Source organism: Sphaerisporangium corydalis (genome assembly GCF_025506355.1).
Classification (GTDB): Bacteria; Actinomycetota; Actinomycetes; order Streptosporangiales; family Streptosporangiaceae; genus Sphaerisporangium; species Sphaerisporangium corydalis.
Window position 1 is genome coordinate 235,529 of record NZ_JANZYP010000002.1, and the last position, 25,689, is coordinate 261,217.

General features: G+C 70.6%; 32 protein-coding genes and 1 tRNA gene. 16 read left to right on the forward strand and 17 right to left on the reverse strand.

All coding sequences use genetic code 11. The features are described from left to right. Position 1: 1 nt before the first annotated feature. Positions 2-1,351 (forward strand): glycosyltransferase family 87 protein, encoded by a 1,350-nt coding sequence (locus tag NYZ98_RS02655; RefSeq protein ID WP_262840814.1) that lies wholly within the window; start codon positions 2-4, stop codon positions 1,349-1,351. A 90-nt stretch (positions 1,352-1,441) separates the two neighbouring features. Beyond that, on the forward strand, positions 1,442-2,566 hold the full coding sequence (locus NYZ98_RS02660; RefSeq protein ID WP_262840815.1) for a mannosyltransferase family protein: 1,125 nt from the start codon (positions 1,442-1,444) through the stop codon (positions 2,564-2,566). A 104-nt stretch (positions 2,567-2,670) separates the two neighbouring features. On the opposite strand, the gene NYZ98_RS02665 is transcribed toward NYZ98_RS02660, so the two are convergent. Then, positions 2,671-3,426 (reverse strand): deoxyribonuclease IV, encoded by a 756-nt coding sequence (locus NYZ98_RS02665; RefSeq protein ID WP_262840816.1) that lies wholly within the window; start codon positions 3,424-3,426, stop codon positions 2,671-2,673. 102 nt (positions 3,427-3,528) lie between these two features. On the opposite strand from NYZ98_RS02665, the gene NYZ98_RS02670 reads away from it, so the two are divergent. Further along, positions 3,529-3,717: a hypothetical protein gene (locus NYZ98_RS02670; protein WP_262840817.1), complete on the forward strand. Its 189-nt coding sequence runs from the start codon at positions 3,529-3,531 to the stop codon at positions 3,715-3,717. A 69-nt stretch (positions 3,718-3,786) separates the two neighbouring features. Here NYZ98_RS02670 and NYZ98_RS02675 read toward each other — a convergent pair whose 3' ends face one another. Next, positions 3,787-4,098, reverse strand: a complete 312-nt coding sequence (locus tag NYZ98_RS02675) for a hypothetical protein (protein WP_262840818.1) — start codon at positions 4,096-4,098, stop codon at positions 3,787-3,789. 228 nt (positions 4,099-4,326) lie between these two features. Here NYZ98_RS02675 and rpsF point away from each other — a divergent pair, with 228 nt between their 5' ends. The 4 genes from rpsF (at position 4,327) to rplI (ending at position 6,071) form a co-directional block, all read left to right on the forward strand. Beyond that, positions 4,327-4,617: a 30S ribosomal protein S6 gene (gene rpsF / locus NYZ98_RS02680; RefSeq protein WP_262840819.1), complete on the forward strand. Its 291-nt coding sequence runs from the start codon at positions 4,327-4,329 to the stop codon at positions 4,615-4,617. Positions 4,618-4,719: 102 nt separating this feature from the next. Beyond that, positions 4,720-5,301: a single-stranded DNA-binding protein gene (locus tag NYZ98_RS02685; RefSeq protein ID WP_262840820.1), complete on the forward strand. Its 582-nt coding sequence runs from the start codon at positions 4,720-4,722 to the stop codon at positions 5,299-5,301. Between the two features lie 72 nt (positions 5,302-5,373). After that, the gene (gene rpsR / locus NYZ98_RS02690; RefSeq protein ID WP_061256131.1) at positions 5,374-5,610 is read left to right on the forward strand and encodes a 30S ribosomal protein S18; all 237 of its coding nucleotides are present in this window, start codon (positions 5,374-5,376) and stop codon (positions 5,608-5,610) included. Positions 5,611-5,624: 14 nt separating this feature from the next. Continuing rightward, the gene (gene rplI, locus NYZ98_RS02695) at positions 5,625-6,071 is read left to right on the forward strand and encodes a 50S ribosomal protein L9 (RefSeq protein WP_262840821.1); all 447 of its coding nucleotides are present in this window, start codon (positions 5,625-5,627) and stop codon (positions 6,069-6,071) included. 137 nt (positions 6,072-6,208) lie between these two features. Here rplI and NYZ98_RS02700 read toward each other — a convergent pair whose 3' ends face one another. Further along, positions 6,209-7,519, reverse strand: coding sequence for an MATE family efflux transporter (locus NYZ98_RS02700; RefSeq protein WP_262840822.1), 1,311 nt, complete (start codon positions 7,517-7,519; stop codon positions 6,209-6,211). Between the two features lie 305 nt (positions 7,520-7,824). On the opposite strand from NYZ98_RS02700, the gene dnaB reads away from it, so the two are divergent. Then, on the forward strand, positions 7,825-9,180 hold the full coding sequence (gene dnaB, locus NYZ98_RS02705) for a replicative DNA helicase (RefSeq protein ID WP_262840823.1): 1,356 nt from the start codon (positions 7,825-7,827) through the stop codon (positions 9,178-9,180). A 6-nt stretch (positions 9,181-9,186) separates the two neighbouring features. Here the strand turns inward: dnaB and NYZ98_RS02710 are convergent, their stop codons facing one another. After that, positions 9,187-9,786: a TetR/AcrR family transcriptional regulator gene (locus tag NYZ98_RS02710; RefSeq protein WP_262840824.1), complete on the reverse strand. Its 600-nt coding sequence runs from the start codon at positions 9,784-9,786 to the stop codon at positions 9,187-9,189. A 67-nt stretch (positions 9,787-9,853) separates the two neighbouring features. Between NYZ98_RS02710 and NYZ98_RS02715 the strand changes: the two genes are divergently transcribed. Next, positions 9,854-10,678, forward strand: coding sequence for a class I SAM-dependent methyltransferase (locus NYZ98_RS02715; RefSeq protein WP_262840825.1), 825 nt, complete (start codon positions 9,854-9,856; stop codon positions 10,676-10,678). Between the two features lie 67 nt (positions 10,679-10,745). Here the strand turns inward: NYZ98_RS02715 and NYZ98_RS02720 are convergent, their stop codons facing one another. The 7 genes from NYZ98_RS02720 to NYZ98_RS02750 form a co-directional block, all read right to left on the reverse strand. Further along, positions 10,746-11,195 carry an SRPBCC family protein gene (locus NYZ98_RS02720; RefSeq protein ID WP_262840826.1) on the reverse strand — a complete coding sequence of 150 codons (450 nt, stop codon included), beginning with the start codon at positions 11,193-11,195 and terminating at the stop codon, positions 10,746-10,748. Between the two features lie 74 nt (positions 11,196-11,269). Further along, positions 11,270-12,031 (reverse strand): metallophosphoesterase, encoded by a 762-nt coding sequence (locus NYZ98_RS02725; RefSeq protein ID WP_262840827.1) that lies wholly within the window; start codon positions 12,029-12,031, stop codon positions 11,270-11,272. Between the two features lie 45 nt (positions 12,032-12,076). Then, positions 12,077-12,898 (reverse strand): helix-turn-helix domain-containing protein, encoded by an 822-nt coding sequence (locus NYZ98_RS02730; RefSeq protein ID WP_262840828.1) that lies wholly within the window; start codon positions 12,896-12,898, stop codon positions 12,077-12,079. A 96-nt stretch (positions 12,899-12,994) separates the two neighbouring features. After that, a complete protein-coding gene (locus NYZ98_RS02735) occupies positions 12,995-13,747 on the reverse strand; it encodes an SDR family NAD(P)-dependent oxidoreductase (RefSeq protein ID WP_262840829.1) in 753 nt (250 codons plus the stop codon). 75 nt (positions 13,748-13,822) lie between these two features. Beyond that, the gene (locus NYZ98_RS02740) at positions 13,823-14,404 is read right to left on the reverse strand and encodes a TetR/AcrR family transcriptional regulator (protein WP_262840830.1); all 582 of its coding nucleotides are present in this window, start codon (positions 14,402-14,404) and stop codon (positions 13,823-13,825) included. Between the two features lie 89 nt (positions 14,405-14,493). Beyond that, entirely contained in the window at positions 14,494-15,285 is a 792-nt protein-coding gene (locus NYZ98_RS02745) for an ABC transporter permease (protein ID WP_262840831.1), read from the reverse strand. A gap of 10 nt (positions 15,286-15,295) precedes the next feature. Beyond that, positions 15,296-16,207 (reverse strand): ABC transporter ATP-binding protein, encoded by a 912-nt coding sequence (locus tag NYZ98_RS02750; RefSeq protein WP_262840832.1) that lies wholly within the window; start codon positions 16,205-16,207, stop codon positions 15,296-15,298. Between the two features lie 133 nt (positions 16,208-16,340). On the opposite strand from NYZ98_RS02750, the gene NYZ98_RS02755 reads away from it, so the two are divergent. From NYZ98_RS02755 to dnaN, 3 genes are all read left to right on the forward strand, one after another. Then, a complete protein-coding gene (locus NYZ98_RS02755; protein ID WP_262840833.1) occupies positions 16,341-17,843 on the forward strand; it encodes a sensor histidine kinase in 1,503 nt (500 codons plus the stop codon). Continuing rightward, complete coding sequence (locus NYZ98_RS02760) at positions 17,840-18,493, forward strand: LuxR C-terminal-related transcriptional regulator (protein WP_262840834.1); 654 nt, start codon at positions 17,840-17,842, stop codon at positions 18,491-18,493. The genes NYZ98_RS02755 and NYZ98_RS02760 overlap by 4 nt, the downstream gene beginning before the upstream one ends. A 126-nt stretch (positions 18,494-18,619) precedes the next feature. Then, the gene (gene dnaN, locus NYZ98_RS02765; RefSeq protein ID WP_262840835.1) at positions 18,620-19,714 is read left to right on the forward strand and encodes a DNA polymerase III subunit beta; all 1,095 of its coding nucleotides are present in this window, start codon (positions 18,620-18,622) and stop codon (positions 19,712-19,714) included. A 10-nt stretch (positions 19,715-19,724) separates the two neighbouring features. Here dnaN and NYZ98_RS02770 read toward each other — a convergent pair whose 3' ends face one another. The 6 genes from NYZ98_RS02770 to upp all read right to left on the reverse strand — a co-directional run bounded on the left by NYZ98_RS02770 (position 19,725) and on the right by upp (position 23,772). Further along, the gene (locus NYZ98_RS02770) at positions 19,725-20,414 is read right to left on the reverse strand and encodes a FadR/GntR family transcriptional regulator (protein ID WP_262840836.1); all 690 of its coding nucleotides are present in this window, start codon (positions 20,412-20,414) and stop codon (positions 19,725-19,727) included. Positions 20,415-20,518: 104 nt separating this feature from the next. Further along, positions 20,519-21,853, reverse strand: a complete 1,335-nt coding sequence (locus NYZ98_RS02775; protein ID WP_262840837.1) for a helix-turn-helix domain-containing protein — start codon at positions 21,851-21,853, stop codon at positions 20,519-20,521. Between the two features lie 133 nt (positions 21,854-21,986). After that, positions 21,987-22,514: a PH domain-containing protein gene (locus NYZ98_RS02780; protein WP_262840838.1), complete on the reverse strand. Its 528-nt coding sequence runs from the start codon at positions 22,512-22,514 to the stop codon at positions 21,987-21,989. Next, positions 22,511-22,744 carry a hypothetical protein gene (locus tag NYZ98_RS02785; protein ID WP_262840888.1) on the reverse strand — a complete coding sequence of 78 codons (234 nt, stop codon included), beginning with the start codon at positions 22,742-22,744 and terminating at the stop codon, positions 22,511-22,513. Before NYZ98_RS02785 ends, NYZ98_RS02780 begins: the two co-directional genes overlap by 4 nt. A 40-nt stretch (positions 22,745-22,784) precedes the next feature. Continuing rightward, positions 22,785-23,003, reverse strand: coding sequence for a three-helix bundle dimerization domain-containing protein (locus NYZ98_RS02790; protein WP_262840839.1), 219 nt, complete (start codon positions 23,001-23,003; stop codon positions 22,785-22,787). A gap of 130 nt (positions 23,004-23,133) precedes the next feature. Continuing rightward, positions 23,134-23,772: a uracil phosphoribosyltransferase gene (gene upp, locus NYZ98_RS02795; RefSeq protein ID WP_262840840.1), complete on the reverse strand. Its 639-nt coding sequence runs from the start codon at positions 23,770-23,772 to the stop codon at positions 23,134-23,136. A 178-nt stretch (positions 23,773-23,950) separates the two neighbouring features. Here upp and NYZ98_RS02800 point away from each other — a divergent pair, with 178 nt between their 5' ends. From NYZ98_RS02800 to NYZ98_RS02815, 4 genes are all read left to right on the forward strand, one after another. Then, a complete protein-coding gene (locus tag NYZ98_RS02800) occupies positions 23,951-24,439 on the forward strand; it encodes a tRNA adenosine deaminase-associated protein (RefSeq protein WP_262840886.1) in 489 nt (162 codons plus the stop codon). A gap of 16 nt (positions 24,440-24,455) precedes the next feature. Further along, a complete protein-coding gene (locus tag NYZ98_RS02805; RefSeq protein WP_262840841.1) occupies positions 24,456-24,947 on the forward strand; it encodes a tRNA adenosine deaminase-associated protein in 492 nt (163 codons plus the stop codon). A 50-nt stretch (positions 24,948-24,997) separates the two neighbouring features. Next, complete coding sequence (tadA, locus tag NYZ98_RS02810) at positions 24,998-25,432, forward strand: tRNA adenosine(34) deaminase TadA (protein ID WP_262840887.1); 435 nt, start codon at positions 24,998-25,000, stop codon at positions 25,430-25,432. 72 nt (positions 25,433-25,504) lie between these two features. Beyond that, positions 25,505-25,594: transfer RNA gene (locus NYZ98_RS02815), tRNA-Ser, on the forward strand. Positions 25,595-25,689: the final 95 nt, after the last annotated feature.

A 25,689-nucleotide genomic window follows, 5' to 3' on the forward strand; every position in this document is an offset into this window, starting at 1 on the left:
GGTGAGCCGGCCGACGTACGCCCCCGGTTCCGCCGGCCCGGTCGGGCGGGTGGTGCTGCCGCTGGTCCCCCTGGGGCTGTTCGCCGCCCTGGGGGCGATGCTGGCGTACGCGTGGAAGGCGCCCTGCCGCTTCGGCGGGGCCTGGAACGACGGCACCCAGCAGTTCCTCAACTTCTGTTACACCGACATCTATCCGCTGTGGTGGAACGAGAAGCTCGACCAGGGACTGGCGCCGTACTTCGGCCACGACGTGGAGTACCCCGTCGGCATCGGCTCCCTCATGTGGGTCATCCAGAAGATCGTGTCGGGGCTCAGCGAGCCCGGGGTCTGGTTCTACGACCTCACCGTGATCGTCATGGCGGTGTCGCTGATCGTCGGCGTGCTGGTCATGGCGTCGCTGTCCGGCATGCAGGGGCGGCCCTGGGACGCGGCCTGGTACGCGCTGGCGCCCGCGCTCATCCTCACGGCGTTCATCAACTGGGACCTGCTCTGCGGGGCGCTGAGCCTCGGGGCGTTCCTCGCGTGGGCGCGGCGCAGGCACTTCCTGGCCGGGGTGCTGCTAGGGCTGGCCATCGCGACCAAGTTCTACCCGCTGGTGTTCTTCGGCCCGCTGTTCCTGCTGGCGCTGCGCACCCGCAAGTTCCAGGCGTTCTTCTGGATGCTCGGCGGCACGGTGATCACCTGGGTGGTCGTGAACCTGCCGTTCATGCTCCTGGCGTTCAAGGGGTGGAAGCGGTTCTACACCTTCAGCAGCGAGCGCGGGGCCGACTGGGGTTCGCTCTGGTACTTCTTCCAGATGAAGCAGTGGCCGTTCCTCGGCGACCCCTCCCGGCTGGACATCCTCGGCATCGCGTCGTTCGGCGTGATCTGCGTGGCGGTCGCCGTGCTGGCGCTGGCCGCGCCGACCCGGCCGAGGCTGATGCAGCTCGCGTTCCTGGTCCTGGCCGCGTTCATGGTGACCAACAAGGTGTGGTCCCCGCAGTACGTCCTGTGGCTGGTGCCGTTCGCGGTGCTGGCCCGGCCGAACTGGAAGCCCCTGCTGCTCTGGCAGGTGGCCGAGTGCTGGTACTTCTTCGCGATCTGGCTCTATCTGGTGGGCATCCAGCCGGGCAACGAGACGCTGGGGATCAGTGACGGCACCTACTTCACCGCGGTCTGGGGCCGGGCCCTCACGATCGCGATCATGGCGGCGTTCGTCGTGCGGGACATCCTGCGTCCCGAGCACGACGTGATCAGGAAGGGCGGCGTGGACGATCCGACCGGCGGGGTCTTCGACGGAGCGGACGACCGTTTCGTCCTGCGTGTCGCCTCGTCCCCGGCCCGTGGGGAGATCGCGCCCAATTCCGCGTGACGCCGGTGCGCGCCGACGAGTCGCAGGAGTGCGCGCCGATGGGTGGCGTTCCTGATCGGAAGTCCAGGATGACCATCTATCCTCCTATGTGTGCAGACCTCCCCCCAGGAGACCGCTTCTCGGGTGCCGGCCCGTGAGTCCGACGGCGACGCGCTGCTCCTGTGGCTGGGATCGCGTGCCGGGATCGTCATCGCCGCGACGGTCGGGGCGAGCGTGCTCGCCGGGGACAAGACCCTCGTGCCGTTCCTGGAACGATGGCAGCACTGGGACGCCAAGCTCCTGGTGGACATCGCGAAGTTCGGCTATGGCGGCGACCCCGCCGCCAACCCCGACCCGGGGCTGCCGGCCTTCTTCCCCGGGATGCCGCTGGCCCTCCGCCTGGTCCACGTGATCGTGCCCGACTGGTCCCTCGCCGGCCTGTTCATCTCGTTCGTCGCCGGAATGGTGGCGATGGTGGCCCTGGCCAGACTCGGCGACTTCGAGGGCCCTGAGGGGTCGGGTCGGCGTTCGGTGCTGGCGCTGCTGCTCTGGCCGACGGCGGTGTTCCTGTTCGCGGGGTACACCGAGTCGCTGTTCCTGGCCTTCGCGATCCCCGCCTGGCTCTACGCGCGGCGCCAGAACTGGATGGCCGCCGGGCTGCTCGCCGCCGGTGCGTCCTGCGTGCGCATCACCGGCCTGTTCCTGGCGCTGGCGCTGATCGTGGAGTTCGTCATGCGGCGCGGCAGGGCGGGCAAGGCGGCCTGGCTGCTGGTGCCGTTCGTGCCGCTGGTGCTCTACTCCGCCTACCAGCACTCCCGTACGGGCGACTGGCTCGCCTGGCAGCACGCCCAGGAGGCCGGTTGGGGCCGGCAGATGGTCTGGCCGTGGCAGTCGTTCTGGACGACCTGGCAGATGGCGGCGGGCGACGGCCAGTTCGTCTGGGCGTTCCGCATGGAGATCGCGGGCGCGCTCGTCGGGTTCGCCGTGGTGATCTGGCTGCTGGTCGCGCGGCGGTGGAGCGAGCTGGTGTACGTCGGCCTGCAGCTCGGCGCGCTGGCCTTCTCGGCGTACTACCTGTCGATCCCGCGCTCGATCCTGCTGTGGTTCCCGCTCTGGATCATGGTCGGGCAGGTCGCGCGGCGGCACCGCGCCGTGCTCGTGCTCTACGCGCTCATCGCGGGGCCGCTGATGGTGCTGAACACCATGACCTTCATCAGCGGGGCCTGGGCGGGCTGAGGGCCCGCCCGCCATCGGCGCGGCACCTCACCGGCTCGCGTCGGCGTGGCGCCCTACCCACTTTCGCGGTGGAGTAATCCAGGGACTTATCCACAGGCTGTGGATCAAAGGTGCTCGCGGAGGAAGGCGATGTCCGCCGCCTGGCCGTCGGCCGGCGTCTCCACCACGATCGGCGCGCCCGCCGCGCGGCACACCCCGAGGATGAGCTCCGGGTCGATCTGGCCCTTGCCCAGGTTGGCGTGCCGGTCGGCGCCGGAGTCGAAGGTGTCCCGCGAGTCGTTGCAGTGGATCAGGTCGATGCGGCCGGTGATCGCCTTGACCCGGTCGACCACCTCGGCGAGCTCCTCGCCCCCGGCGTGGGCGTGGCAGGTGTCCAGGCAGAAGCCCACGTCGAAGCCGTCGAGCGCCTCCCACAGGCGCGCCACGCTCTCCAGCCTGCGCGCCATCGCGTTGCCGCCGCCCGCGGTGTTCTCGATGAGCACGGGGATGGGGCTCTCGAGCCGCTCGAACACCTTGCGCCAGTTGTCGAAGCCCACCTGCGGGTCGTCGTCCTTGCCGACGTGGCCGCCGTGCACGATCAGGCCCTTGGCGCCGATCGACGCCGCGGCCTCCAGCTGGCCCGCGAGGAGCTTGCGGCTGGGGATGCGGATGCGGTTGTTCGCCGTGGCGACGTTGATCACGTAGGGGGCGTGGACGTAGACGTCGACCGCCGAGGCCTTCAGGGCGTCCGCCGAGGCGGGCAGGACCGGCCCCTTCCACCCCTGGGGATCACCCAGGAAGAACTGCACGACCTCGGCGTCACGCGCCGTCGCGTGGGCCAGGGGGTCGTCTTGGTCGACGTGAGCTCCGATGCGCACCATGGGGTCGAGCGTAGCCGTTTCAACGCCCTGGGCAGGGGCAGTGGAGCCGCCGGATCGGTACGCCCAGAAACCCGCGTACCGCGTGAGACATAGGAGACGACTGTGGCCTACTACCGCCGCGGGGTCAGCCTCTTAGGCTTGATCTACATTCTCATCGGCATCTACGTGGCGTGGGTTCACGACTACATCACGCCAAGCCTGCTCAAGAGGATCGCCCAGGCGCTCCTTGCGGTCTTCCTTTGGTTCCTCATCCTGCTCGGTGTCGACCTTCATATCGGAGGCGGCAACTGAGCCGCGTCCGCCGCCGCACGGACGGGAGTGCCTCGGGGGCGCTCCCGTCGCTCTTTGCGGCATCGCCCGTCAGGGGATGAACCCGCCGTGGTAGATGCCCATCGCCACGCCGACGAACGATCCGACGATGGCGACGATGTTCACCGAGCGCTCCGCGGTCGTGGCGGACACGTACTGCGAGTACATCCCGACGACGAACCCCACGAGACCCGCCCACGACGCGATCATGTGGGCGCTCACCACGAATCCGCACACGAACGCGACCAGGCCGCAGGCGAGCGCGACCAGGGTGAGGGCGTTCTCCCGGGTGTGCTTGCCGCCGTCCGAGTTGAGCGTGAGGCGGAAGGGCTCGCTCTCGGTGGGGCCGAGGGCTTGTGGCATGGCGGCCACCTCCTCTCTTGCCTCATGACGTTCCCCTTACCGGCGGCGGGCAATCGCGGCCGAGTGGTCGGGGAACACTGGTAGACTCCTCGGGCTACGTCTGTTATGCGCGTGTGTTGTCCACCGCGTGTGCCGCTCCGCCGCCGAAGGCGCGGGCGAAGGCGTCAGCGTCCTCCTGTCACGGCATGGTGTCGTGACCGCGAAAGTCCAGAGGAGGTTGGAGTTCGCATGCGTCGTTACGAACTGATGGTCATCCTTGACCCGTCACTCGATGAGCGTACGGTCACTCCCTCGCTCGACCAGTTCCTCAGCGTCGTCCGCAATGACGGCGGCACCGTGGAGAAGGTCGACGTGTGGGGCCGTCGCCGGCTGTCCTACGACATCATCAAGAAGTCCGAGGGCATCTACGCCGTCATCGACCTCACCGCCACCCCCGCCACGGTCAAGGAGCTGGACCGCCAGCTCAACCTGAACGAGGGCATCCTGCGCACCAAGGTCCTGCGTCCCGACATGCACTGAGCGGCTTCGGGTCATGCCGAAGCCCGGCTTTTTGTCGGGCGGTAGCCGTACTCTGAGGCCCAACAGGCTGCGCAGATTCACGCAGGAAGGCGAAAGCGACCGATGGCAGCAGGCGACACAACGATCACCATCGTCGGCAACCTTGTCGACGACCCGGAGCTGCGTTTCACCCCCTCGGGGCAGGCCGTGGCCCGGTTCCGCATCGCATCCACTCCGCGGTTCATGGACAAACAGACCAACGAGTGGAAAGACGGCGAGAGCCTCTTCCTGACCTGCAACGTGTGGCGCCAGGCGGCGGAGAACGTCGCCGAGAGCCTCCAGCGCGGAATGCGGGTCATCGTTCAGGGGCGGCTGCGCCAGCGGTCGTACGAGACCAAGGAAGGCGAGAAGCGCACCGTCTACGAGGTCGAGGCCGACGAGGTCGGCCCGTCCCTCCGTAACGCCACCTGCAAGGTCAACAAGACCGCCCGTCAGGGCGGCGGCGGTGGCGGTGGCGGCGGGTTCGGCGGCGGAGCCGACGACCCGTGGGCCTCGGCCAGCCCGGCACCCCCCGGTGGGGGCGGCGGGTTCGGTGGCGGCGGCGGTGGTTACAACCAGGGTGGCGGCGGCTACAACCAGGGCGGCGGCTTCGGCGGCTCCCAGGGTGGCGGCGGCGGCGACCTCAGCGACGAACCGCCTTTCTGATCACAACACCAGTCCCAGTATCCGACCGACCATTCCCGCATCACGCGGGGCTCTCTTAGGAGGAGCACCACGATGGCGAAGCCGGCACTGCGCAAGCCGAAGAAAAAGGTTTGCCTGTTCTGCCATGACAAGATCTCCTACGTCGACTACAAGGACACGGCGCTGCTGCGGAAGTTCATCTCCGACCGCGGCAAGATCCGTGCCCGCCGGGTGACGGGCAACTGCACCCAGCACCAGCGTGACGTGGCGACCGCGATCAAGAACGCGCGTGAGATGGCCCTGCTGCCGTACACGAGCACCGCGCGCTGACAGGAGGCTCTGACATGAAACTCATCATCACCACCGAGGTCTCGGGCCTCGGCGCCCCCGGTGACATCGTCGAGGTCAAGGACGGCTACGGCCGCAACTACCTGATCCCGCGCGGGTTCGCCATGCGCTGGACCCGTGGCGGCGAGAAGCAGATCGAGTCGATCAAGAAGGCTCGCGACGCCCGCGACATCCGCGACCTCGGCACCGCCAAGGAGGTCGCCGGCCGGCTCGGCGCCCTTCGGGTGACGCTGAAGACGCGCGCCGGCGACACCGGCCGCCTGTTCGGCTCGGTGACGACCGGCGACATCGCCGACGCGGTCAAGGCCGCGGGCGGTCCGCTGCTCGACCGCCGCCGCATCGAGATCACCAACGCGATCAAGAGCGTCGGTTCCCACCGCGTCTCGGTCCGGCTGCACCCCGAGGTGGCGGCCAACCTCGACGTCGAGGTGGTCGGCACCTGAGCCGACGGCTCACGTGGTCCCGAAGGGCCCTTTCCCGCCAAGGGAAGGGGCCCTTTCCTTGGTCTGAGGCCAGATGCCGGGCCTGGGTCAGGTGCTCGCGTACACCGGGTCCGCCGTGCCGGTGCCCGGGGGTGGCCTCAGGCGCCGGTGACCAGCCAGGCGTGGCCGTACGAGCGTCCGGCCAGGGTGACCAGCCGGGCCGCCATCCACACCGCGAGGGCCGTCCACAGGGCCACCAGGCCGCCGCCGAAGTGCACGACGGCGAGGACCGCGGGCAGGTAGGCGAGCGTCGCGAGGGCGGCGGTCCAGGCCAGGTAGCGCCGGTCGCCCGCGCCGATGAGCACGCCGTCCAGGACGAACACCACGCCGGCCAGCGGCTGCAGCAGGGCGACGATCCACAGGACCGTCCGGAGTTCGGCGCCGACGGCCGCGTCCGCGCCGAACAGGCCGGGGATGACCGGTCGCAGCAGCACGATCGCGAGCCCGAGTACCACCCCGTACCAGATGCCCCACCCCACCATCGTCCGCGTGGCCGCGCGCGTCCCGCGCACGTCGCCGGCGCCGAGGGCGCGCCCGGTGATGGCCTGGCCCGCGATCGCGATGGCGTCGAGGGCGAAGGCGAGCAGGGTCCAGATCTGGGTCGCGATGGCGTGCGCCGCGAGCTGGGCGAGGCCCATGCGCGTGGCGACGGCGGTGGCGAGGATCAGGACGACGCGCATGCAGACCGTCCGGATCAGCAGCGCCACGCCCGCGGTGCCGGAGTCCCTGATCCCGGCGAGATCCGGTCGCGGGGACACCCCGTGGCGGCGGGCGGCACGGGCGGCGACGAGCAGGTACACGGCGGCGCCGAGCCCCTGCGCGAGTACGGTGCCCCAGGCCGACCCGGCGATCCCCCAGTGCAGGACGAGCACGAACACCAGGTTGAGCACGGCGTTGAGCGTGAACGACCCCACGGAGACGGCGAGGGGGGTCACGGTGTCCTGCAGGCCGCGCAGGATCCCGGTTCCGGCCAGGACGATCAGCATGGCCGGGATGCCGAGCAGGCTGATCCGCAGGTAGGTGATCGCCGGGGCGGTCACGCCGGGGGAGGCGCCGAACAGCTCGACGATCCACGGCGCGAGCGGCCAGCAGGCCGCGATCAGCGCCAGGCCGATGGCGGCGGCGAGCCAGAGCCCGTCGACGCCCAGCTTGACCGCGCGGGTGAGGTCGCCCGCGCCCACCTGTCGCGCCACCGCCGCCGTGGTGCCGTACGCGAGGAAGACGCACACGCTGACCACGGAGGTCAGTGCGGTGCCCGCGATGCCCAGGGCGCCGAGCGAGACCGTGCCGAGGCGGCCGACGATCGCGTAGTCCACGAGGATGAAGAGCGGCTCGGCCACCAGCGCGCCGAACGCCGGCACGGCCAGCGCGAGGATCTCCCGGTTGCCGACGCGGGGGGTAAGAGTCACATGTCCATCTTGTCTCTTACGCCGCCATAGTGGAGACACGCCACGACACCTGTGGACGAATCATGGCGACTTTCTTTTCTCCACAGCCCGTGGATACAGTTTCCCCTGCTCAGCAGGGGTTGCGGAGTTATGCACAAGAGTTATCCACAGAGTTGTCCCCAGCGTTCCCACACCTCGTGACGAGAAGTGCACACGTTATCCACAACCTTGTCGACAGGACGCGTTGCCGGTTCGTTCAGAACCGGCGAAACTGTCAGCCCGGCTACTTCGGGGGTGGCCCGGGATGTTCGATGGAAGGCGGCCAGGTGAGCAGTGACGCGGTCCCCGCCTTCGACGCACCGTTCGAGCGCACCCCACCCAGCAACATCGAGGCCGAGCAGTCCGTGCTGGGCGGCATGCTGCTCTCCAAGGACGCCATCGCCGACGTGGTCGAGGTGCTGCGCGCCGACGACTTCTACCGGCCCGCGCACCAGATCATCTACGACGCCGTCCTCGACCTGTACGGGCGGGGCGAGCCGGCCGACGCGGTCACGATCTTCGGCGAGCTGTCCAAGCGCGGCGAGATCGCGCGCGTCGGCGGCGGTGCGTACGTGCACACCCTCACCGCCGTCGTCCCCACGGCGGCGAACGCCGGTTACTACGCCAAGATCGTCCGGGAGCAGGCGATCCTGCGCCGGCTGATCGAGGCCGGCACGCGCATCGTCTCCTACGGGTACGGCGGGCAGAACGAGGAGGTCGACGAGCTGGTCGACCGGGCGCAGGCCGAGATCTACGCGGTCACCGAGCGCCGCACCAGCGAGGACTACCGCCCGCTGTCGGAGATCATGCCCGGCGCGCTCGACGAGATCGAGGCCATCGGCAGCCGCAGCGGGCAGATGGTCGGCGTCCCGACGGGCTTCCAGGACCTCGACGCCCTGATGAACGGGCTGCACCCCGGCCAGATGATCGTCGTGGCCGCCCGCCCCGCCATCGGCAAGAGCACCCTCGGCCTCGACTTCGCGAGGTCGGCCGCCATCAAGCACCACATGGCGACCGTCGTGTTCTCCCTGGAAATGTCGCGCAACGAGATCACGATGCGCCTGCTGTCGGCGGAGGCGCGGGTGGCGCTGCACACGATGCGCTCCGGCACCATGAACGACGAGGACTGGACGCGTCTCGCCCGCCGCATGAGCGAGGTCGCCGAGGCCCCCCTGTTCATCGACGACTCGCCCAACATGTCGATGATGGAGATCCGCGCCAAGTGCCGGCGCCTCAAGCAGCGGCACGACCTGCGCTTCGTCATCGTCGACTATCTCCAGCTCATGAGCTCGCCGAAGAAGACCGAGAGCCGCCAGCAGGAGGTCTCGGAGATCTCCCGTGCGCTCAAGCTGCTCGCCAAGGAGCTGGAGGTCCCCGTGATCGCGATCTCCCAGCTCAACCGAGGTCCCGAGCAGCGCACCGACAAGCGTCCCCAGGTGTCGGACCTGCGCGAGTCGGGCAGCATCGAGCAGGACGCGGACGTCGTGATCCTCCTGCACAGGGAGGACGCCTACGAGCGCGAGTCGCCGCGCGCCGGCGAGGCGGACCTCATCGTGGCCAAGCACCGCAACGGCCCCACCGCCACGGTGACCGTGGCCTTCCAGGGGCACTACAGCCGCTTCGTCGACATGGCCCCCCACTGAGCCCGCTCAGAGCAGCCGTCGTTGCACGACGTCGGCGAGGACCGTGGCCACGACCGTGTGGACGGCCCCGTTCTCGGGCGGGGTGCCCTTACGGTCGGCGAACAGCAGGTGCCCTGCCCCGATCAGCGTGAGCGCGAGCGTGTCGACGTCGGCGTCGGCCGCGATGCGGCCGAACTCGCGCTCGGTGGCGAGGTAGGAGGCGATCATGGCCGTGGCCTCCGCCAGGAGCGGGACGCCGGTCGGCCGGGCCTGGCGCAGCCGGGCGCGCAGGTCGTCCCGGGAGATCACCAGGCCGACGATCGCCACGGCGACCGTGCCGAACAGGTCCGTCAGCGCGAGCGTGAGGTTGCCGGCGACGGTGCCGGTGCCGGCGGACTCGCGCAGGGCGGCGGCCTGGCCGCCGAGCCGGCCGACGCGGTCCAGCACCAGCCCGGCGAGGAAGGCGTCGAAGTCGGCGAAGTGCCGGTGCAGGACGCCCTTGGCGCAGCCCGCCTCGGTGGTGACCGCCCTGCTGGTCAGCGCGCTCGGCCCGTCCCTGAGCAGGACCCGCTCGGCGGCGTCGAAGAGCTGCTCGCGCGCGTCGCGGATGGCGATCCCTGTCGGCACCCGTGCACCCCGATCTTCCAGGCCCGCCCCGTTGACGAGTGGGCACATGCCCACTTAAGGTGGGCGCATGCCCACTATACCTCCGGGGCAGGCGCCCCTTCCCCAGAATGTCCCTCACCAGGCCCGCCAGATGGCGGAGTCGTTCGGCTCGGACCCAGGACGCTACGACCGGGCCAGGCCCGGCTACCCCGACGCGATGGTGGACTGGATCGTCGCCTCCGGTCCCGGGCCCGCCGTCGTCGACGTCGGCATCGGCACCGGCATCGCGGCCCGGCTGTTCCAGGCGGCCGGCTGCACGGTGCTCGGGGTCGAGGTCGACGCGCGGATGGCCGAATGGGCGCGACGCGACGGGCTCGACGTCGAGGTGGCGGCGTTCGAGGCCTGGGACCCCGCCGGCCGGGTGTTCGACACGGTCGTCTCGGGACAGGCCTGGCACTGGGTGGATCCGGTCGCGGGCGCGGCGAAGGCCGCCGAGGCACTGCGGCCCGGCGGCCGGCTGGCCGTGTTCTGGAACGTGATGCAGGCGCCGCCCGACGTGGCGGCGGCCTTCTCCGAGGTCTACGAGCGGATACTGCCCGGCTCGCTCGCCTCCCGCGCGTGGGCGCCCGGCGTGGACCCCTACTCGGCGTTGTGCGACAAGGCCGCCGACGGGATGCGGGAGGCGGGCGCGTTCGGTGATCCGGAGCGGCGGCGGTTCGCATGGGAACGGCCCTACACCCGGGACGAATGGCTGGACCAGCTCCCCACCAGCGGCGCCTACGCCCTGTTCTCGCCGGACCAGCAGGAGGCGGTGCTGGCGGGTGCCGGTGCCGCGATCGACGCCCTCGGGGGCCGCTTCACGATGGGTTACACCGCCGTCGTCGTGGCCGCCACGCGAACCGGCGCCGCCTGACCGGGGGAGCGGGCCGGCGCCCCTGGGCGGACCGGCGGCGACGCGCCCAGGCGGGATCCGGCGACGCTCAGGCCGGGCCGGCGAGCGGGGCGCCGGTCTCCAGCAGGGTCTTGAGGCCGCTCAGGACGAACATCCACCCCGGGCCGGAGACGCTCTCGGCCGTCTTGGGAGCGCCCTGGAGCCGGTCGTGGACCAGGGTGAGCTTGCAGAATCCTCCCTCCGCGGGCTCGATCTCCCAGGTGACCCGGCTCGGCTCCTCCGCCGCGAGCTCGGGGTCGTACAGGGAGCGCCACTCGTGGACCAGCTTGCGCGGCGGGTCGTACTCGGTGACCGGGCCGTCGCCCCACAGCGCGCCGTCCGGCCCGTGGGACACGTGGCGCTCGGCGGTGTTCTCGATGTGGGCGCCATGGAAGTAGCGCGCGGTGAACTCCGGCTTGACGATGGCCTCCCAGATCCGCTCGGGGGTCGCCTTGATGAAGATCTGGTAGACCTGCGTCGTCTGTGCTGGTGTGCTCATTGCTCGGTTCTCCAACCGGTTCGCCAGGTCGGCCCGGCTCGGCCGCCGCCCGCCGAGCTTATGTGACCAAAAGGTCACATGTCCAGGGCCGGCATCACGCGGGCGTGCGACGTCAGGCGGCCGTCGTCGGACAGCACGTGCAGCGCGAACCCCGGCGGCAGATCGAAGTCGAGCGGCGGATGGGCCGTGGTCTCCTGCGGGAGCAGCGCCGTCGAGGCCACGCCGGGCGCCACGTACACGGGCAGGCCCGCGAAGACGGTCGAGGCCGGCGTGTGGACGTGGCCGACGAGGAGGGCGACGACGCGGGGGTGCGCGCGGAGCACGGCCTCCAGGCGTTCGGGCTCGCGCAGCCGGATGTCGTCGACGTAGGGGACGCCCACGGGCACCGGCTGGTGGTGCATGCCCACCAGGACCGGGCCGGTGGCCGACGCGAGGATCTCGGTGAGCCACCGCAGCGTCTCTTCGTCGAGGTGGCCGTCGTCGCGCCCCGGGATGCTGGAGTCGCACAGGGCGACGGTCAGCCCGCCCACCCTGAGCACCTGGTTGATCGCGGCGGACCCGTCGGTCCCCCCGGCCTCGCCGAGGAGGACCTTGCGGAACTCCGGCCTGCTGTCGTGGTTGCCGGGACAGATGATCGTCGGGTACGGGAAGCGGAGGAGCCCGTGGGCGATCTCGTACTCCTCGGCGGTCCCGTGGTCGGCGATGTCGCCGGTCACCAGGACGGCGTCGATCGGCCCGGGAAGGCCGGACAGGTGGCGGACGACCCGCTCGGCGCGCTCGGCGCTTCGCGCGGATCCGTCGATGTGGACATCGCTGACGTGGGCGATTGTGAGCATGGGCGCCAGGATTTCACAGGACCGCGCCGGACCGCCGGGCGTCCCTCAGGGGGTCCCGGCGGGGGGATCGGCGAAGGCGGTCCGCAGGGTCTCGGCCGTCGCGGGATCGGCGGGGAAGAAGGACTCGATGGCCAGCTCGGCGACCGTGATGTCGAGAGGCGTGCCGAAAGTCGCGATCGTGCTGAAGAACGCGAGCTCGCGGCCCTCGTACCGCAGGCGGAGCGGAACGACGATCTCGCCAGGCCCCGGTATCTCCACGTCGGGTTCCGGCTGGTCGCAGGGGTAGGAATCGAGCTCCTCGTACAGGGCCTCCAGCAGGGGGTCGGCGGTGAGGGCGATCTGGCGCCGCAGCCGTCCGAGCAGGTGTCCCCGCCACTCGCCGAGGTTGACGATGTGCGGGGCCAGGCCCTGCGGGTGCAGGCTCGCCCGCAGCACGTTGGCGGGCGCCGCGAGCAGGTGCGGCGCCATCAGCCCGGTGAAGAGCGCGAGGCTGGCGTTGCCGTCGACCAGGTTCCAGCGCCCGTCCACCACGACGGCGGGGTAGGGGTCGTGACCGGCGAGGATCTGCCGGAGCGCCTTGCGCACGGCCGTCATCTGGGGCGCGTTCAGGGTGCTCTCGGAGAACACCGGGGCGAACCCGGCCGCCAGCAGCAGGCGGTTGCGCTCGCGCAGCGACAGGTCGAGCTCCGCGGAGAGGTGCAGGACCATCTCGCGGCTCGGGTTGGACCGCCCGGTCTCCATGAAGCTGAGGTGGCGGGTCGAGATGTCGGCCTGGATGGCCAGATCGAGCTGGCTGAGCCTGCGGTGTTCACGCCATTGGCGCAACAGCTCGCCTACGGGCCGTTGGGAGAGCGCCGCGGTCGTCATGTCGCGAGGTTACGTGGCCGGGGCCGCCGGCCGCGATTACGTCACGGGTAACCACCGGCGTTCCCCGGCCCGGAGGCGAGCGCGCCCCCGTGGGGGTCAGGCGGTGGAGCCGCCGTCGACGACCAGGTCATGGCCCACGGCGAAGCCCGCCTCATCCGACGACAGCCAAAGGACGGTCGCGGTGATCTCGTCGAGGGTGCCGACGCGGCCGATGGGGAGTTGCTGCTTGATCCGCTCGTCGCGGTCGGCCCGGGTCTCACCCGGACGCGACGACATCGGCGTGTCATGCGGCCCGGGGCTCACCACGTTGATCCGGATGCCCTCGCGGATGTACTCCCGCGCGGCCGTGCGGCTGAGCGCGGTGACGGCCGCCTTTGAGGCGGCGTACGCGCCGAGGCCGGGGATCCGCAGATGGGTCCCGACCTGCGAGGACACGTTGACGATCACGCCTCCGCCGCCCTGGCGCATGGCGGCGATCTCGTGCTTCATCGACAGCATGACACCGGTCAGGTTGACGTCGATCGTGCGGGCCCAGTCGTCCTCGCCGATGTCGGCGACCTGCCCCATGCTGAACACGCCGGCGTTGTTGACCGCGACGTCGAGCCGTCCGTGCAGCCGGACGATGTCGGCGACGAGGGCGGCGACGTCCGCCGAGCTGGTCACGTCCACGGTGAGCGCGGTGGCGCGGCCGTCCTCGGCCTCGATGAGCTTCACGGTCTGGTCCAGCGGCTCCCTGCGGCGGCCGGCGGCGACGACCGTGGCGCCCTCGCGGGCGAAGCCGAGCGCGACGGCCCGGCCGATGCCCGAACCGCTCCCCGTGACCAACACCACTTTGTCGTGAAATCTCATAACTTCTCCACTAATAATTGACTGTTCATTCCAGATAGCGGGCAGGGATCGGCCCCTTTGCGCCCGAGGTGAGGATCAGGTCAGGACCGAGAGCGCCTCGGCGGCGGCATCCTCGAGCCGTCCAGGCTCGGGGGACCCCTTGCTCATGAGCCGGAGCCCCTGCAGGAACACCAGGAGGAAGCGCGCCAGGGCCCTCGGGTCCCGATCGGCCGCCAGGTCGCCCTCGGCGCGCGCCCGCGTCAGCGCCGAGGTCAGCGCCGTCTCCAGCCCCGTCCAGTTGGCGTCGAGCACCCGGGTGACCTCGCTGTCCCCCGGAAGCATCTCCGCCGCCGCGTTCACCACCATGCACCCCCGCCGCCGCACGTCCCCGGCGGAGTCGGCGGCGTAGAAGGCGACCAGCGCCCGTACGGCGGGCAGGGCGGGGCCTGGCCGGGAGAGGATCTCGATCGGCGACGGGCTGCGGGACTCCAGATAGCGCCTCAGCGCCTTCATGTAGAGGTCGTGCTTGCCGCCGAAGGTGGCGTACAGGCTGGCGCGCCCGATGCGCAGCCGCTCCACCAGGTCGGACATGGACGTCGCCTCGTACCCCCGCTCCCAGAACAGCTCGAGGGCCGCCTGCAGCGCCACGTCCGGATCGAACTCCTTGGTCCTCGCCATGGACGGACCGTATCAGGAACGATCGGTCAAATAAAGCGAGGGGTACGGCCGCCCCTGCGGGCCGTACCCCTCGCTCCCGCGCCGGCGCGTCATTCCCAGCGGAACGCGCGCGCCGCGAACACATCGGCCGCCAGCGCCCACGCGACGATGACCGCGACGTGCAGCGCCTGGGGCGTCGCGCCGCCCCAGGAGTCGCGCAGGGCCTGGCCGAACGCGCCCGCCGGGGTGAAGTCGCTGATCCGGCGCAGGAACTCCGGCATCAGGTCGCGCGGCAGCCACATGCCGGCCAGGAAGAGCATCGGGAACATCACCACCGCGCCGAGCCCGCCGGCGACGCGGCTGTTCGGGACCACGGCCGCCACGGCGAGGCCGATGGCGAACAGGGCCGTGACGCCGAGCAGGAAGACCAGGACGAACCACGGCACCTGCCCGGGAAGCCGCGTGCCGAGCACCAGGTGCCCGCCGACGACCGTGAGGATCGCGGCCACGACCGTGGTCGCCAGGTTGAGCAGAAGCTGGGTCGCCAGCAGCGCGGCCGGGGAGGCCGGGGTCACCGACAGCCGGCGCAGGACCCCGCGCTCCCGGTACACCGCGAGCACCGCGGGCATCACGCTGAAGGCCGAGGTCATCGCCGACAGCAGGATCATCATGGCCGGTAGCTGGCCGTCCACGATCCGCTCGCCGCCGAGCGCGGGGTCGGGGTCGCGGAACCCGGGGATGGCGCTGCCGAGGACCAGCAGCAGCCCGAGAGGGAGTCCGATGGTGAAGAACGCCGTGAGCGGTTCGCGCAGGTAGAGCCGGGTCTCGGTGAACAGGAGCTTGCGCAGGCCCGCCCGCCGGGGGGTGGTCGTCGCGGCGGACGGTGCGGTTCGGGTGGTCATGGGGGGTCTCCTAGGAGGCGTCGGTGGCCGCGTGGCCGGTGAGGGACAGGAAGGCGTCGTCCAGCGTGGCGCGCTCCGTCCGGAGGTCCATGGGGACGAGCCCGGCGGCGGCCAGGGCCGAGGTGACGGCGAGCAGCAGCCCTTCCTTGCCGGTCACGGTCATGGTGTCGCCGTCGCGGACGACGCCGGACACCTCGGGGAGCGCCCGCAGGACGTCGTCGGCCCCGGAAACGGCGCGGAAGGTGACGCGCTGGCCGCCGTCCACCCTCGCGACGAGGTCCGCGGGGGTGCCGATCGCGGCGACACGGCCCTCGTCGATCACGGCGAGCCGGTCGCAGAGCCGCTCGGCCTCCTCCATGAAGTGCGTGACCAGGATGATCGTGACCCCGCGCGCCCTGACGTGCTCGATGAGCTCCCAGGTCTCCCGCCGCGACCGGGGGTCGAGGCCCGTGGTGAGCTCGTCCAGAATGGCCACGCGCGGCGCGCCGACCAGGGCGAGGGCGATCGACAGCCGCTGCCGCTGACCTCCGGACAGCTTGGCGAACGCCGTGTTCCGCTTGGGGCCGAGGCCGACGTCCTCCATCAGCTCCCGCCAGTCGGCCGGCCGGTCGTAGAAGGACGCGTAGAGGTCGAGCGCCTCTCCCACCTTGAGCTTGTCGGGGAGGGAGCAGTCCTGGAGCTGGACGCCCACCCTCCGCCGCAGCTCGGCGCGGTCGCGGCGCGGGTCGAGACCCGTGACGGTGATCGTGCCGCCGTCGGCGGCGCGGAGCCCGGACACGCACTCGACCGTGGTGGTCTTCCCCGCGCCGTTGCTGCCGACCACGCCGAAGATCTCGCCCTCTTCGACGGTGAACGAGACGTCGTCCACCGCCACCTGCCGTCCGTACAGCTTTCGCAGCCCGGTGATCTCGATGATTCCCATGCCGTCGACGCTAGGAATCGCGGCGGCCCGGCGGAATCCGCCTGCGGCCCGGACGGGGGTGTACCTGGCTACACCCCGACTCGGTGGCCGGGGCCACTACGAACCACGGGCCCGGTGAACCAGACTTGGCCGCATGCTCCCAAGGACGGCGGCCGGCTACGGCCGCGGACTCGTGCTCTCCATACTGGCCGTCGGCAACGCGGTCCTGCTGGGCCTGACCGCGGTGGTCTTCCTGCTGTGCTTCGGCATCGGGCTCATCTTCCTGTTCCCGCCGCTGGTGCGGGCCGTGCGCGGCCGGACCCGCCAGGCGCGCCGCCTCTCGGCCGCGTGGTCGGGGGTGGAGATCGCCGCGCCCTACCGGCAGGCGCCCCCGCCGCCCATGCCGCAGCGGGACGGCTGGTACCGCGACGGACGTCAGCTCTACCGCACGTCCATGATCCCGGCCTTCAACCGCACGTGGAACTGGATGATCAAGGATCCGGCCACCTGGCGCGACTTCGCCTGGCTCACCACCGAGCCGCTGGTGGGCGGGCTCCTGGCCGCCACGCCCCTGGCCATGCTGGGGTACGGCCTCGTCCTCGTGGGCGGGTGGCAACCCATGGGGGTGCTCACCGGGCTGGTGCTCATCGCCCTGAGCGTGTACCTGGCGCCGAGGGTGATCCGCGTCCACGGCCTGTGGACCCGCCTGCTGCTCGCCCCGACCGCCAGGGCCGGCCTGACCAACGCGATGCGCCACCTCACGCAGGTGCACACCGAGGCGGTCGACTCGCAGGCCGCGGAGCTGCGCCGCATCGAGCGCGACCTGCACGACGGCGCCCAGGCGCGCCTGGTGGCCATCGGCATGACCCTGGGCGCGGCCGAGGAGCTCATGGACTCCGACCCGAACGCAGCCAAGGCCCTGCTCGCCAAGGTGCGCGAGGCCTCGGCCGCCTCCCTGGTCGAGCTGCGCCAGCTCGTCCGCGGCATCCACCCGCCGGTCCTCGCCGAGCGCGGCCTGGGCGACGCCGTACGGGCGATGGCCCTCGACAGCCCGCTCAAGGTGACGGTCAGCGTCGACCTGCCCAGCCGGCCGGACGCGCCCGTCGAGTCCGCCGCGTACTTCGTCATCAGCGAGCTGCTAGCGAACGCCAGCAGGCACAGCGACGCCAGGACCGTGTCGGTCGACATCAGCCACCGCCGGTCGGCCATGCGCGTCACGGTCGTCGACGACGGGCACGGCGGGGCCGATCCGTCGCGGGGCAGCGGCCTGCGCGGCATCGAGCGGCGGCTGGCCGCGTTCGACGGCGTTCTCGCCCTGAACAGTCCTCCCGGCGGCCCCACCCTGGCGACCGTGGACCTGCCCCGCGCGTTCCTCGTGGAGGGCTGCGGCGGGTCCGACCTGCCCACGTGGCGCCTCAGGCTGATGGGCGTCTGCTGGGGGCTCTTCTGGCTGCCGCTGTTCCCCCAGGGCCTGGTGGCGATGTTCTTCAAGATCTTCAATTCACCGGAGCGCAGCTGGTTCCTCGCGCTCTACCTTCCCCCGATCTTGCAGTGGCCGACCATCATCGGCATGATCGCCCTCGGGGTGGTGATGGTCGTCTTCGCGGCCAAGTCCGCCGCGCTCGCCAAGGAGAAGGACTCGGAGCCCATCACGTGAGAGTGGTCCTGGCCGAAGACCTCTACCTGCTCCGTGACGGCCTGGTGCACCTGCTCCAGGCGCACGGGTTCGAGATCGTCGCGGCGGTGGAGTCCGGGCCCGAGCTGCTGAGGGCCCTGCTCGACGAACGTCCCGAGGTGGCCGTCGTCGACGTCCGGCTGCCGCCCACGTTCACCGACGAGGGGCTCCAGGCGGCGCTGACGGCACGGCGGGCCATCCCCGGGCTGCCGGTGCTCGTCCTGTCCCAGCACGTCGAGCAACTGTACGCCAGGGAGCTGCTCGCCGACGGCACGGGAGGCGTGGGCTACCTGCTCAAGGACCGCGTCTTCAACTCGGGGCAGTTCATCGACGCGGTGCGCCGCGTGGCCGCGGGGGGCACCGCCATGGACCCCGACGTCATCGCCAAGCTGCTGGCCAGCAACGCCAGGGACGAGCCCATGGGACGGCTCACCCCGCGCGAGCGCGAGGTGCTGGAGCTGATGGCCGAAGGCCGCTCGAACGCCGCCATCGCCCAGCGGCTGTTCCTGAGCGAGAGCGCCGTGGGCAAGCACACCGCGAACATCTTCGCCAAGCTCGACCTCGCCGTCTCCGACGACGACAACCGCCGCGTGCTGGCCGTGCTCGCCTACCTCCACGGCACCCGGGGCTGACCGTCCCCCACCGGGACGGCCTCGTGGAACGACCTGTTTGGTACGCACTCGTTCCGCCGCCGCCAAATGTCTCACCCAGGCGCTACCTTTCTGGGGACCAGACATTTCCAACGGGATGGATCAGGGATGAAGTTCCAGGTGAACCGCGATGTCCTGGCCGACGCGGTGGCGTGGAGCGCCCGTACGCTGCCGGGCCGGCCCGCCGTGCCGGTGCTGTCCGGCATCCTGCTGGAGGCGCTCGGCGAGAGCCTCACGCTCTCGGTGTTCGACTACGACGTGTCCGCGCGCGCGGTGATCGACGCCGACGTCGCGGAGCCGGGCAAGGTGCTGATCCCCGGCCGCGTGCTGGCCGAGATCAGCCGCAGCCTGCCCGCCGAGCCGGTCCAGATCGTCACCTCCGGGGCCGAGGCGGTGCTGACCTGCGGCGGAGCCGAGTTCGGGCTGCTCACGATGCCGGTGGAGGACTTCCCCGCGCTGCCCGCCATGCCGGCGAAGGCCGGGGCCGTCGGCGGCGGGCTGTTCGCCTCGGCCGTCGGCCAGGTCGCGGTCGCGGCGAGCCGCGACGACACACTGCCCATGCTCACCGGCATCCGCGTCGACATCGACGGGGTCGGCGTGTCCATGGCGGCCACCGACCGCTACCGCATCGCGGCCCGCGACTTCCTCTGGCACCCCGAGCGGCCGGGCCAGACGGCGGCCGTGATGGTGCCCGCGCGGGTGATGGTGGAGGTCGGGCGGTCCCTGCGCGCGGGCGAGGTGTCGATCGGCTTCGGCGACGGCATCGCCGGCTTCGAGTGCGCCGGCCGCACCACCACGGTCCGCCTGCTCGACGAGCAGTTCATCGACTACCGCGCGCGGCTCAGCGACGAATGGTCCATCCGGGCCGGCGTGGCGGTGGCCCCGTTCATCGAGGCCGTCAAGCGGGTCGCGCTGGTCGCCGAACGCCACACCGCCGTCCGCCTGTCGTTCACCCAGGGCCAGGTGCTGGTCCAGGCGGGGGGCGGCGACATCGGCCGGGGCGCCGAGGCCGTCGAGGCCGAGCTCGACGGCGACGACATCCAGATCGCCTTCCAGCCGCACTATCTGCTCGACGGCCTCGCCGGCGTGGAGACCGAGACCGCCCGCATCAGCATGGCCTCCCCGACCCGGCCGGTGCTGATCACCGACGACGAGGACGACCCCACCTTCCGCTACCTGACGATGTCACTGCGGCTCGGCTGACCGGCCCGGCTCAGTCGAGAAGCTCGGGGGTGTCGGCGAGCGCGATGGCGATGTGCTCCATGCAGGCATGGCCCGCGCGCTCGGCGGCGCTCGCGTCGCCCGAGGCGATGGCGCGGGCGATGGCGTCGTGCGGGATGTGGCCGTTCTCCAGCGGCGCGCCCGCGGCGGCGATGCTGGCGCGCAGCGCCGCCGAGAAGTCCTTGTAGAGCTCGATCAGCACGCGGTTGTGCGTGGCCTCGACGACCGCGATGTGGAAGGCCAGGTCGGCCTCCACGAACGCGTCGACCTCGGCCTCGGCCCAGGCCTGCTCCCGGCGGAGCAGCGCCGCCTCGATCAGCTCGATGTCCCCCTTGGTGCGCCGGACGGCCGCGAGCTTGGCCGCCTCGACCTCCAGGGCACGCCGTACTTCGAGGATCTCCAGATGCTCCGCCGCCCGGAGGCGGCGCGCCATGGCCCCGGAGAGCTCGCTCGTGGCACGCACGTACGTGCCGTCGCCCTGCCGGCATTCCAGCAGGCCCGCGTGCGTGAGGGCGCGCACCGCCTCGCGCACGGTGTTACGGCCGACGCCGAGCTGCTCCGCGAGCACCGTCTCCGTGGGGATCTTGGCATGGAGGTGCCAGGATCCCGAGGTGATCTGATCCTTGATCTGCTCGATCACCTGGTCGACGAGGGAAGCCCGTTGTGCCGTACGCAGACTCACAGTCTGCCTCCTCCGGGAAACCAATCATCCTACGAGTCAATGATTGGTCGACCTTAATTATTCCGGTGTCTCCGCGCCAAATCCGGAGCTCCGGGCGGGGGAGGCTACCGTGCGAAAACCGCCGAAGTCACGGCACCGGCAACGGTCGACCTGACCCCGACCGCTTCGAGTGCCCTACGATACGCGCCCGTCTGCTGCTCCCGGCTACCGGCCTTCCCCCACAGATCGCCCAGCTCCCGCCAGACGGCCGCGATCTCGCGATCGTGGATGGCGCCGCCGGCGGGGGCCGCCGACAGCAGGGCTCCGGCACGCTCCAGGCTGGCCGTCAGGCCCTCGTCGGACCGTGCCAAACCGACCTCGGCGAGCACCAGGTGGGCCGACGCGGCCATGATGCCGGGCTCACCGGCGAGCACGGTCAGCGCCTTGGTGGCGAGCTGCTCCGCGCTGTGCACGTCGGTGGACCTGAGCCGGACACGGGCCAGCGCGATGAGGCTCCGCGCGTGCTCCACCGACTCGGCGGGCAGCACCGAGAAGACGTCGTTCGCCCGCGAGACCAGTTCCTCGACCTGACCGAACCCGGGTGAGCGGGAAGCGGAGATCTCGGCCCAGCGCATGGCGATCCTGGCCATCTGCGCGGCGATCCTGGCGGGCCGCCCGGCCGACAGGGCGTCGTCGGCGAGCTGCACCGCGAGCGCCGAGTCCTCGCCCTCGGCGGCCGAGACACTGGCCTGCCACAGCGAGAGGATCTCCGTCGTCCGGTCCGCCGACACCGGCACCCCGGTCTCGGCGAGCACCTGCTCGACGTACGGCAGCCCGATCTCGGCGTCGGCCAGCGCCGCGGCGAGGTCGACGGCCACCTCTCCGTGGAACAGCGAGAGCTGGTTGACCTGCTCCAGCGCCTTGACGCCCAGGTCGCGGGCGCGCATCACGTCGCCGGCGCGCTGGTAGCAACGGCACAGGGCGACGGTGAGCGGGACATCCGCCAGTCGCTCGGGGTGGGCGGCGGCCTCACGGCGCAGCCGCTCGTAGGCCTCCACGGAGCGCCCGATCTTGCCCTGGGCCTCCAGGGCACGCGCCCGCCCGAGGCGGGCGTGCGCCGCGAGGAGCGCGTTGTCCTCGCCCGCCGCCTTGACGATGTCGCTGAACCGGTCGGCGGCGATGGCCGCGTCCCCGTGGTAGAGCTCCAGCTCCGCATGGCGCAGCCCGAGCTCGGTGTCGATGCGCTGACGCGGCTCGATCCCGTGAAGGAGGAACTCGGTGGTGCAACCTAGGCGTTCGGCGAGCAGGCGAGCGACGACCGGGGTCGGCGTGCGCTTGCCGGACTCGATGAGAGAGACATAGCTGTCGGAGAGGTCGGGTCCAGCCAACTGAGCCTGAGACATTCGCCTGCTCAGACGCAGCCCGCGGACGCGGTCACCGATGGTTCCCTGACTCGGCATGTGATCTCTTAGGGCGGGGATATGGTCAATGGTTCCGCCATGATGGCACGAAGCAGCCGAATCGGGTATACCCACGTCAAGAATCCCGAGGGCGAAGTCTGTCTCACCACTCGGGATTCAGGACGAATGCGGACTAATCATCGTCGTCAGAGCTGGGGAAGAGCATCTGGCAGACCTCCAGGTACAAGGTCTCCGGATAGGGGATGAACGGGACCGTCGACAGCGCCTGGTCCTGACCGGCCGACTCGAGGACGAACTCGCCGTACCCGAGCATGCGGCCCAGCAGCGAGCGCTGGAAGCTCATGTCGGTCACCTTGCCGAGCGGCATCATCGCCACACGGCGCGTGACCAGACCTGTGGTCAGCAGCATCCGCTTGGACGTCACCACGAAGTAGTCGACCGACCACTCCGCTACCTTCCACACGAAACGGATCAACAGCAGGAGCCAGGCCCACCAGACGATGACCAGTGCCTGGGAGCCTTGGTTCTCACCGAGCCACTTGCTCAGCAGTCCTGCCAGGACCAGGCCGCCGAAGACCTCGGCGACCGGCCGTAACAGCACGGCCGGGTGGCGCCGAACCATGATGACCTGGTGTTCATGGGGGAGAAGGTAACGATTGACCGACGCCGGAGCAGAGTCCCCGTGGGTCACAAGCCTCATGTGAGCTTGGTGAAGAATAGGGCCAGCGAATCCGCGGCGTTCACCACAGTGTCCATTGCTCCCTTGACCGCGCTCGCCGCGTCAGCCGGTCTGGTGAACAGGTAGAAAGCCACAAACGCGATGGCTGCGTACGTTAGAACCTTCTTGACCTGCACTGCCGCCTCCGTTAACCACTCACCCACTGCACCCACCGTATACATTACCCAGCCGATTGGCTCGGTAAAGCGCATCCGGACCCCACAGTATGTAGGGGTCTGGATGTGACCTGCGTCACTCCCTCTCGCCGGCCACCACCGCGAGCACCTGAAGGTGCTTGCGAGCGATGCGTTCCACCAAGCTGGGGTACGCGTAACCAGTGACTTCCATCGCACCGTGGTGAGCCGCTTCGATGCATCGCGTCACCGTCGCGGCGGGATGAACCCCGGCGAACTCGACCTTAAGCACGGTCTCGACCTGTGTATAGGCGTCAATATCCGGCGGCTGGTCCATTGCTCTCCCAGGTGTGCGTCCACGGCCTGAGGGACCGGGAACACAGTGACATCGTCATAACTCTGTGTACCCACTGAAGCACATTATGTAACAGAGACGAACGTCCACCTGGGTAAAGAAGGAAAAGGAATCAGACGACGCCGTAGAGGCGGTCTCCGGCGTCACCGAGGCCGGGCACGATGTAGCCGTGCTCGTTGAGCCGTTCGTCGAGCGCGGCGGTCACCACGCGCACCGGCTGGGGCGAGTCGGCGAACACCTTCTCCATGTGGGCCAGGCCCTCGGGGGCGGCCAGGAGGCAGATCGCCGTGACGTCCTCGGCGCCGCGCTCGAACAGCAGCTCGACGGCCGCCGCGAGGGTGCCGCCGGTGGCGAGCATCGGGTCGAGGACGTAGCACTGGCGGCCCGAGAGGTCCTCGGGAAGCCGGGTCGCGTACGTCTGCGCCTTGAGCGTGCCCTCGTCGCGGACCATGCCGAGGAAGCCGACCTCGGCGGTTGGCAGCAGGCGGGTCATGCCGTCGAGCATGCCGAGGCCGGCCCGCAGGATCGGCACGACCAGGGGCGCGGGGCGCGCGAGCCGTACGCCGTCGGCGGGGGCGACCGGGGTCGAGACCGTCGTCTCGACGACGCGCACGTCGCGGGTCGCCTCGTAGGCCAGCAGGGTGACGAGCTCGTCCGCGAGCCGGCGGAACGTCGGGGAGTCCGTGCGCACGTCCCGCAGCGCGGTGAGCTTGTGGGCGACGAGCGGATGATCGACGACGTGGGTCCTCATGGCTGTCAACGGTATCTCCTGGGACCGGGTAAATGGTACGAGCGGGTCGGTTTCGGCCATCACACCCTAAGCTGACCGGGCGCACTCGTTTTTGATCACAATTTGCCCGAGGGGCGTACGGGGGCAGAGTGATTCTGCGAGCATTGCCAACGGTAAGAACCGCGTCGGTAGGGTGAAGATGACAGACGTAGATGCTCTTGACTTCGCCATCGTGGTCTATCGCGAGGACGACCGCTGGGAAGCCGAGATGCTGCCCGTGGGCCTCACCGCGGACCTCCATGGGCTCGTCCACGCGCTCCGGCAGCAGCCGAGCATGGGCGCGACGATTGGCCTGGTCGCCGTGGGGGATGACTTCTTCGTGGCATTACGGGTCTTTGGTGAGAGCGTCGAGGTATTCCTCTCCGACATCACGGCGTCGTGGGACTGGCCCCTGGCCCAGCAGGTCCTGGAGCTGCTCGACGTCCCCGTCCCCGAGGAGGAGGAGCTCGACATGGTCCTCCCGGCGGGCGATCTGTCGATCTTCTCCGATCTGGGGCTCGACGAGATGGAGCTCGGCGCCCTCTCGGGCGACCTCGAACTGCTTCCTGACGAGGTGCTTTCCAGCATCGCCGCACGGCTCGGGTTCTCCCAGCCGTTTGAACGTGCCGTCGACTCAGCCATCGGCTGACCTCGGGAGCCGGGCCATGCCCTCGAGACCAACCCACAGCGCTCTGTTCGCCGCCGCCTTCGTCCGCTCGCCGGAGGGGTGGAGCGGCGCGGAGGTCGACCTCACCAGCGCGGAGATCGCCGACGACCTCGGCGACGCCGTGCAGGACGCCCTCGGCCTCCAGGGCGACGAGCTCGCCCTGCTCTGCGTCGAGGTGGAGGACGAGTGGTTCTCCATCGTGCGCTACGACGGGGACGCCGAGCCCCGGGCGTTCCTGTCCGACGTCCACGCGGCGGCCGGCGACGCGCTCGGCGAGCTCTTCAGCGAGCTCGCCGGGGTCGTCGTGCCCGACAAGGAGGCCGATCTCGGTGTCCGGCCCGCCGGTGACTTCGAGTTGCTGAGCGACCTCGGGGTCTCGCCCGAGGAACTGCTGGAACTGAGCATGGAAGAGGGCGTGCTCCCCGCCGACACCCTCTCGGTCATCGCCGAGAAGCTCTCCTTCGCGGACGAGCTCGACCGGCTGCACTAGCCGTCGCCGGAGAGGCCCTGACCGTGAGCGGCGACCCTTTCGAGGAACCCATGCGGCTCGCGCTGGCCCAGGCGGTCAGGGCGGGCGAGCGTGGCGAGGTGCCGGTCGGAGCGGTCGTGCTCGGGCCCTCGGGCGAGGTGCTGGCGGCGGCGGGCAACGATCGGGAGTCGAACGCCGATCCCACGGCCCACGCGGAGATCCTGGCGCTTCGTGAGGCCGCCAGGGTGCGCGGGGAGTGGCGGCTGGGCGGCTGCACGCTGGTGGTCACCCTGGAGCCGTGCACGATGTGCGCGGGGGCGGCGGTGCTGGCGCGGGTCGGCCGCGTCGTCTACGGCGCCGCCGATCCGAAGGCGGGGGCGGCGGGTTCGCTCTGGGACGTGGTCCGTGACCGGCGGCTGAACCACCGGCCCGAGGTGGTGCTCGGGGTGCTCGCCGGGGAGTGCTCGGCTGTGCTGAGGGACTTCTTCGCGGACCGACGCCCATGAACGCCCCTTTTCTTCGCATATCGGACGTTTCTCGTGCGCGAACCGGGCGGCGGATCCGGTAGGCTGCTCGGCGGTGGAGTCGCCTAGTGGCCGAGGGCGCACGCCTCGAAAGCGTGTGATGGGGCAACCCATCCGTGGGTTCAAATCCCACCTCCACCGCCACCACCAAGGCCCCCAGCCCGGCACCCGCCGGGCTGGGGGCCTTCTCCATGCGCCCAGTGCCCGGGGCAGACCCCCCACGTGCCGCGCCAGGCGCG